The organism is uncultured Alistipes sp. (assembly GCF_902388705.1).
Taxonomy (GTDB): domain Bacteria; phylum Bacteroidota; class Bacteroidia; order Bacteroidales; family Rikenellaceae; genus Alistipes.
The window spans coordinates 1-7,079 of the sequence record NZ_CABMQJ010000080.1 but is presented as its reverse complement, the minus strand read 5'-3'; the positions used below and the strand labels follow the sequence as shown (position 1 = coordinate 7,079).

Here is a 7,079-nt window from a genome sequence, read left to right as displayed (position 1 = left end):
CTGGCGCCGGTTGGGCCGACATCCTGCAGGCGCCTTGCGGCACATACCTCCGCACCTGTGCCGGCAATGGCGGTGCGGAGGTGCAGAAGGCCGCGCCTTTCCATGCCCCGTACGCCGTCCCATCCGGTCGTTCATGTCCCCGGCCGGTTTACGGTGTTGCGACGCCCTGCGGCCGATGCCGCATTTCCCGGGCTCCAGCCGTAAAAACGATGCACGGTTGCCGGAATCCGGCAACCGTGCATTCGCTACGCAGTATGATTGGCGTCGTATCGGCGCCGCTGTCATCCTTCGACCGCCTCGCGCCGGCGTTCGAAAAACTCGGGCTTGCTGCGGCGGATAAAGTCCACGACTTCGGCCAGGCCGTCCGAGAACTTCTCGAAATCCTCCTTGTATAGAAAAATCTTATGCCGATCGTAGGTGTAGTTCCCGTCGGGATTCTGCACCTTGCGGCTTTCGGTTATCGTCAGGAAATAATCGTCGCCGCGGGTTGCCCGCACGTCGAAAAAATAGGTGCGGCGGCCGGCTTTGACTGCTTTGGTCAGTATCTGATCTCCGTAGTCATCCGTATCCCTGCGGATTGTTGTTTGAGGTGTCATGGCGCAAGTGTTTTTGGGTTGTTTGTTTAAACGAATATAAACAAAATAACGGACAACTCCAAACTTCCGCCTATTTTTCAGGCTCCAACAAGGGCATTCCCTCCCGTTCCCAGTCGCGGAGAACCGCAACGGCACGCTTGTATGCCTCGTTTTGTGCCGGGTTCATCACACGGTAGAATCCGGACGTGTCGAAAAGCCGCTGCGCCACGAGCGCTTTGAGCTGGATCCGCATCAGCGGCGCGGAAGCCGCAAATCCCGCCTCGTCGAACTGCACGCCCCGCTGGCCGCCGAGCGCCGTAAGTTCGTCGAGCATCCCGTCGCCGACTTCGAACCCGGCGTCGAACGCTTCGAAAGCAGGGTAGGCCTTCGCCAGTGCTTCCCGTTCGCGATCCATGTAGGAAATAACGAATTCGTTGACCACGCCGCGGCGGATCAGATTGGCGTAGTAGGTCGAAAAACCGGCCGTGTCGGCTTCTATCTGCAGGTCGGGGCGGATGCCGCCACCGCCGTAAACCGTCCGCCCCGTACGCAGGGTGCGGTATTCCGGGGCTTCCGCATCGAGCGAATCGCGTACCGGGTCGTCGTAGCGGCGCAGGTGGTCGAGGTAGTATTCCCTGCGTTTGCCTTTCTCATAGGGCCGCTGGATGACACGGCCCGAAGGGGTGTGGTAGCGGGCTACGGTAATGCGTACCGCCGAACCGTCACCCAATCCGATCTGGCGCTGCACCAGCCCCTTGCCGAAACTGGGGCGGCCGATGACGATACCCCGATCCCAGTCCTGTACGGCTCCGGCGACGATTTCGCTGGCCGACGCCGAATTCTCGTCAATCAGCACGACCAGCCGTCCGTCGAGGTCTTCGCCGTTAGCGGGGGCGCTGAACGACATCGGAGGCACGGCGCGTCCCTCGGTCGACACGATAAGGGCACCCTTCGGCAGGAAGAATCCCGCCATCTCGACGGCCTGGTCGAGCAGCCCGCCGCCGTTTCCCCGCAAATCGAGAATCAGGCTCCCGGGGTTACCGAGTTTGCCGAACGCCTCGCGGAATTCCGGCATCGTGGTGCGGCCGAAGCGGTTGACCTTGATATATCCGACTCCGTCGGCCGCCATATAGGCCGCATCGACGGTGTTGAGCGGAATCTTGTCCCGTACGATTACGAAATGCAGCGGTTCGGGCTCCCCGTGGCGCACGACGTCGATTTCGACCTGCGTGCCAATCTTGCCGCGCAGGTGCTTGGGCACATCCGCCTGCTTGAATCCCACGGCATCCAGCGTGTCGATGCGCACGATGCGGTCGTTGGGCTGCACCCCGACCCGCTCGGCCGGGCCCCCGACAATCGTGTTGACCACGATAATCGTATCCCGCAGGATGTTGAATTCGACGCCGATGCCGCTGAACTCCCCGTCGAAGCTCTCCTGCACGCCTTTCATCTCGTCGGCCCCGATATAGGCCGAATGGGGGTCAAGCTCCTCGAGCATTCCGGTGATGGCGCTCTCGACGAGCGGCTGCATGTCCACGTCGTCGACATACAGCCCGTTGAGATAACGGTAAACCTGCGTCAGCTTCTGCAACTGCCGCGCAGCCCCGGCATCCTGCGCCGAAAGGGGCAGGACGAACAGGATTGCTGTAAACATAAGAAGCTTTCGCATAGCTTGTTGTGTTATTTATTTCAAGTATTCTACAATATCGGCGAATGCCACCTGCCGCTGCTCGCCCGAACGCATGTCCTTGACTGTCGCGGCCTGCGTTTCCAACTCCTGCGAGCCGACGATTACCACATAGGGAATCCCCCGGCGGTTGGCATACTCCATCTGCTTTTTCATCTTGCCGCAGTCGGGGTAAATCTCGGCCGCAATGCCGGCGTCGCGCAACGCCTTGAGCAGGCTGAGCGAGGCGGCCTCCTCCTCCGTGCCGAGGTTCGCAAAGAACACCCGCGTCGAGCAGTTCACCTCTTCGGGGAAGAGGTTGAGTCCCGTCATCACGTCGTAAATACGGTCGGCGCCGAACGAAATTCCCACGCCCGACATGTTGGGCATGCCGAAGATTCCGGTCAGGTCGTCGTAGCGACCGCCGCCGCAAATCGAGCCGATGGCGAAATCGAGCGCCTTGACCTCGAAAATCGCGCCCGTATAGTAGTTCAATCCCCGTGCCAGCGAGAGGTCGAGCTCCACGTCGAGCCCGATGCCGAGCCGCCCGACATAATCGAATACGGTTTCCATCTCCTCGATACCTTTCAGTCCCGTTCCGGAAACAGCCAGCACTTCACGCAACTTTGTGAGTTTTTGTGCATTGTCGCCACTTAACTCGAGTATCGGTTGCAGTTTGTCGATTGCCTCCTGGCGAAGCCCGCGCTCCAACAGCTCGGCCTTCACGTTCTCGAGCCCGATTTTCTCGAGCTTGTCGATGGCCACCGTAATATCCATCATCTTGTCGGCATGGCCGATGGCTTCGGCAATCCCGAACAGGATTTTACGGTTGTTCATCTTGAGCAGTACGCGGATGCCCAGCGCACGGAATACCCGCTCGACAATCTCGACCAATTCGACCTCGCACAGCAGCGAGCGGGTGCCTATCACGTCGACGTCGCACTGGTAGAACTCGCGGTAGCGGCCTTTTTGCGGCCGGTCGGCACGCCATACGGGCTGTATCTGGTAACGCTTGAACGGAAACGTCAGTTCGCCCTGGTGCTGCACGACATAGCGGGCGAAGGGCACCGTAAGGTCGTAACGCAGCCCCTTTTCGCAGATTTTCGACGCCTGCCGCACCTCGTCGTCCGACAATCCCGCGGCATAGTCGCCCGAATTGAGGATTTTGAAGAGCAGTTTGTCGCCCTCGTCGCCGTACTTGCCCAGCAGCGTCGAGAGGTTCTCCATCGAGGGGGTTTCGAGCGGCGCGAATCCGTAGGTGCGGAACACGCCCCTGATTGTATCGAAGATATACTGGCGGCGCATCATCTCCGCGGGGGAGAAGTCGCGCGTACCCTTGGGTATGGACGGTTTTTGTGCCATTACAGCCGTATGCAGACTTTATACTCCTGCGCCGGAGTTCTATCGTTGGGCCGGAAATGTCCGGTATTACTCCATTAACTTCTTGTATTTCACGCGGTGGGGCTGCACGTCGCCGCCCTGCGCCTTTTTCCACTCCTCGTACTCGCTGTACGAGCCCTCGTAGAAGACCACTTTCGAATCGCCCTCGAACGAGAGGATATGCGTGGCGATACGGTCGAGGAACCAGCGGTCGTGGGAGATTACCACGGCGCATCCCGCGAAGTTCTCGAGGCCCTCCTCCAATGCACGCAGCGTGTTGACGTCGATGTCGTTGGTCGGCTCGTCCAGCAGCAGGACGTTGCCCTCTTCCTTCAGCGCCAGCGCCAGGTGCAGGCGGTTGCGCTCGCCGCCCGAGAGCATGCCGCATTTCTTCTCCTGGTCGGCGCCCGAGAAGTTGAAGCGCGCCACGTATGCGCGGGCGTTCACCTGCCGGTTGCCGAGCATAATCAGGTCGGCGCCGCCCGAAATGACCTCGTAGACGCTCTTTTCGGGGTCAATCGACTTGTGCTGCTGGTCCACATAAGCCAGCTTCACGGTGGGGCCCACGCGGAACGAACCGCTCGTAGGCTCTTCCAATCCCATAATCATGCGGAAGAGGGTGGTCTTACCCGTACCGTTGGGGCCGATGACGCCCACGATGCCTGCGGGCGGCAGCGAGAAGTCGAGGTGTTCGTACAACACGCGGTCGCCGAAGGCTTTCGACACGTCGTGCGATTCGATTACCACGTCGCCCAGGCGCGGCCCGTTCGGAATGAATATTTCGAGTTTTTCTTCCTTTTGCCTGGCATCCTCGTTCATCATCTTGTCGTAGGCCGAAAGACGGGCTTTCGACTTGGCGTGGCGCCCCGAAGGCGACATGCGCACCCACTCCAGCTCGCGCTCGAGGGTCTTGCGGCGCTTCGACTCCTGCTTCTCCTCCATGGCCATGCGGGTGGTTTTCTGGTCGAGCCAGCCCGAATAGTTGCCTTTCCACGGAATACCCTCGCCGCGGTCGAGTTCCAGTATCCAGCCCGCCACGTTGTCGAGGAAATAGCGGTCGTGGGTCACGGCGATTACCGTACCCTTGTACTGCTGCAAATGCTGCTCGAGCCAGTCGATCGACTCGGCGTCGAGGTGGTTGGTCGGCTCGTCCAGCAGCAGCACGTCGGGCTGCTGCAACAGCAGGCGGCACAGGGCCACGCGGCGGCGCTCACCGCCCGACAGCACTTTCACCGACTGCTCCGGATCAGGACAGCGCAGGGCGTCCATCGCGCGTTCCAGCACGCTGTCCAGCTCCCAGCCGTCGACCTGGTCGATTTGCTCGTACAGCTCGCCCTGCCGTTCGATGAGTTTCGCCATCTGATCGTCGTCCATCGGCTCGCAGAGTTTCATGTTGATTTCTTCGTACTCCTTGAGCAGCGCTACGGTTTGGGCGCAGCCCTCTTCGACCACCTCGCGGACGGTCTTCGAATCGTCGAGCTTGGGTTCCTGCTCGAGGTAACCCACCGTATAGCCCGGAGAGAAGACCACTTCGCCCTGGAAATTCTTGTCGATGCCTGCAATGATTTTCATCAGCGTCGACTTACCCGAGCCGTTCAGGCCGATGATGCCGATTTTCGCGCCGTAGAAAAAAGAGAGGTAGATGTTGTTGAGCACCTTTTTCTGGTTGGTGAACGTCTTGCTTACGCCCACCATCGAGAAGATGATTTTTTCGTCTGCCATATATTTTCAGTTCTGTTTTTTCAGATTCTGACAAAGATACAACAGAATGGCGAAATTCAGAAATAAAAGGCGAAAAATAGCGTATCTGCCGTGCATCCGGCAGTCCGGCCGCCTGTGCGGCAAGGGCCCTCGGCCCCGGCATCGCGGAAAATGTCCGGCATGGCGACTGCCGCCGTCCGGCCCTTTCCGGCATGAAAGACGCGCCGGCCGATGCCACCGGCGACACTCCCCGCCCGGCATTCCCGAACTGGCCGGCAGCGGTAAAAAGCAAGCCCCGGCCACTGGGGCCGGGGCATTTTCCGGAACAGCAGGGTGCGCGGCGCGGATAACCGCCCGGCACGCAAGCCGCATCCGACTAATAGTTCTCTTTCTTGGGCTCGAAGTAAGCCTGCGGATGCTTGCACGCGGGGCAGAGTTTCGGAGCCTCCTCGGCTTCGATAACGAAACCGCAGTTGCGGCACTGCCACCAGATTTTGCCGTCGCGCTTGAAGAAGTTACCGTCCGTCAGGCGGCTCAACAACTTCAGGTAGCGGCGCTCGTGCTCGGCCTCGACGGTGGAAATCATCTTGAATGCCGTAGCGATTTCGATGAAGCCCTCCTCTTCGGCAACCCGGCCGAATTCACGGTAGAGAATGTCCCACTCCTCCTTTTCGCCCTTGGCTGCGGCCAGCAGGTTTTCGGCCGTGGTTCCGATCGGGCCGGTGGGGTAGCTCGCTGTGATTTCCACGTCGCCGCCCTCGAGGAATTTGAAGAAACGCTCTGCGTGTTCCTTCTCCTGCTCGGCAGTTTCGGCAAAGACACCTGCAATCTGCTCGTATCCCTCTTTCTTGGCCTTGCTCGCGAAGAATACGTAGCGGCTGCGGGCCTGGCTCTCGCCGGCGAACGCCTTCAGCAGATTCTGTTCGGTTCTTGTACCTTTGATGCTCTTTTCCATAACTTTATATGTTTAGTGTGTGTTGTTTATTTCCGTACAGCAAAGATAACAAAATCTTGGATATACCGCCAAATAATCCCCATCGTTTGTTTTTATAGGGCTATTCGGATTACTTATATGTCTGTTCGAACATCCGCGCCACGTCCTCCCGGAATACGCTGTACGCCGCAGGCAGCGCCATCGTGTCGCCGACCTCGGGCGGGATGATGCGGTAGCCCGGCATCGCCACCCACACGGGTACCGGGTCGAGCGTGTAGGTCATGCGGCCGTCGGGGTGTTTCACGGCTTCGATTTCGGCAATCAGCCCGCCGTCGCAGTAGCGGCGGCGCTGGTTCGACACGAAATTGCCCAGCGAATAGAGCACTACGTGCGACGAGTCGGCCTCGAAAGGCTGCACGACATGCGGATGGCTTCCGATGACGAGGTCTGCGCCGTTGTTGCGCAGGAATTGTGCCAACCGCCGCTGTTCGGCGTTCTCCCGCCGCTCGTACTCGTTGCCCCAATGGATGCAGACCGCCACACAATCCGGGTGGCCGTTCCGTGCCGCTTCGAGGTCGGCGGCCATGCGCACCGTATCAATCAGGTTGATTTGCACCCCGTGCGGGACGGGAATACCGTTGGTGCCGTAAGTATAGTTGAGCAGCGCGAAGCGTACGCCGTAGCGTTCGAGCCACAGCGGGTTGTTGGCCGCGCGGTCGAGGCTGTCGGTGAAGACGCCCGTATGGCGGATGCCGCAGCGCAGCAGCTCCGCGACCGTCGTATGCACGCCTGCCGCACCACCGTCGCAGCAATGGTTGTTCGC

6 protein-coding genes are annotated in these 7,079 nt (G+C 59.9%); all 6 read right to left on the bottom strand.

Annotated elements, in window-relative coordinates:
• Window positions 1–281: 281 nt before the first annotated feature.
• A complete protein-coding gene (locus QZT71_RS11510; protein ID WP_295916331.1) occupies window positions 282–596 on the bottom strand; it encodes a DUF3276 family protein in 315 nt (104 codons plus the stop codon).
• Window positions 597–666: 70 nt separating this feature from the next.
• A complete protein-coding gene (locus tag QZT71_RS11505; protein WP_295916328.1) occupies window positions 667–2,244 on the bottom strand; it encodes a S41 family peptidase in 1,578 nt (525 codons plus the stop codon).
• A gap of 15 nt (window positions 2,245–2,259) precedes the next feature.
• On the bottom strand, window positions 2,260–3,603 hold the full coding sequence (hisS, locus tag QZT71_RS11500; protein ID WP_295916324.1) for a histidine--tRNA ligase: 1,344 nt from the start codon (window positions 3,601–3,603) through the stop codon (window positions 2,260–2,262).
• A gap of 66 nt (window positions 3,604–3,669) precedes the next feature.
• Window positions 3,670–5,343 carry an energy-dependent translational throttle protein EttA gene (ettA, locus tag QZT71_RS11495; RefSeq protein ID WP_295916322.1) on the bottom strand — a complete coding sequence of 558 codons (1,674 nt, stop codon included), beginning with the start codon at window positions 5,341–5,343 and terminating at the stop codon, window positions 3,670–3,672.
• Window positions 5,344–5,698: 355 nt separating this feature from the next.
• Window positions 5,699–6,277: a rubrerythrin gene (gene rbr / locus QZT71_RS11490; protein ID WP_295916319.1), complete on the bottom strand. Its 579-nt coding sequence runs from the start codon at window positions 6,275–6,277 to the stop codon at window positions 5,699–5,701.
• 109 nt (window positions 6,278–6,386) lie between these two features.
• On the bottom strand, window positions 6,387–7,079 hold a 693-nt coding region (locus QZT71_RS11485; protein ID WP_295916316.1), incomplete at its 5' end, for a CapA family protein.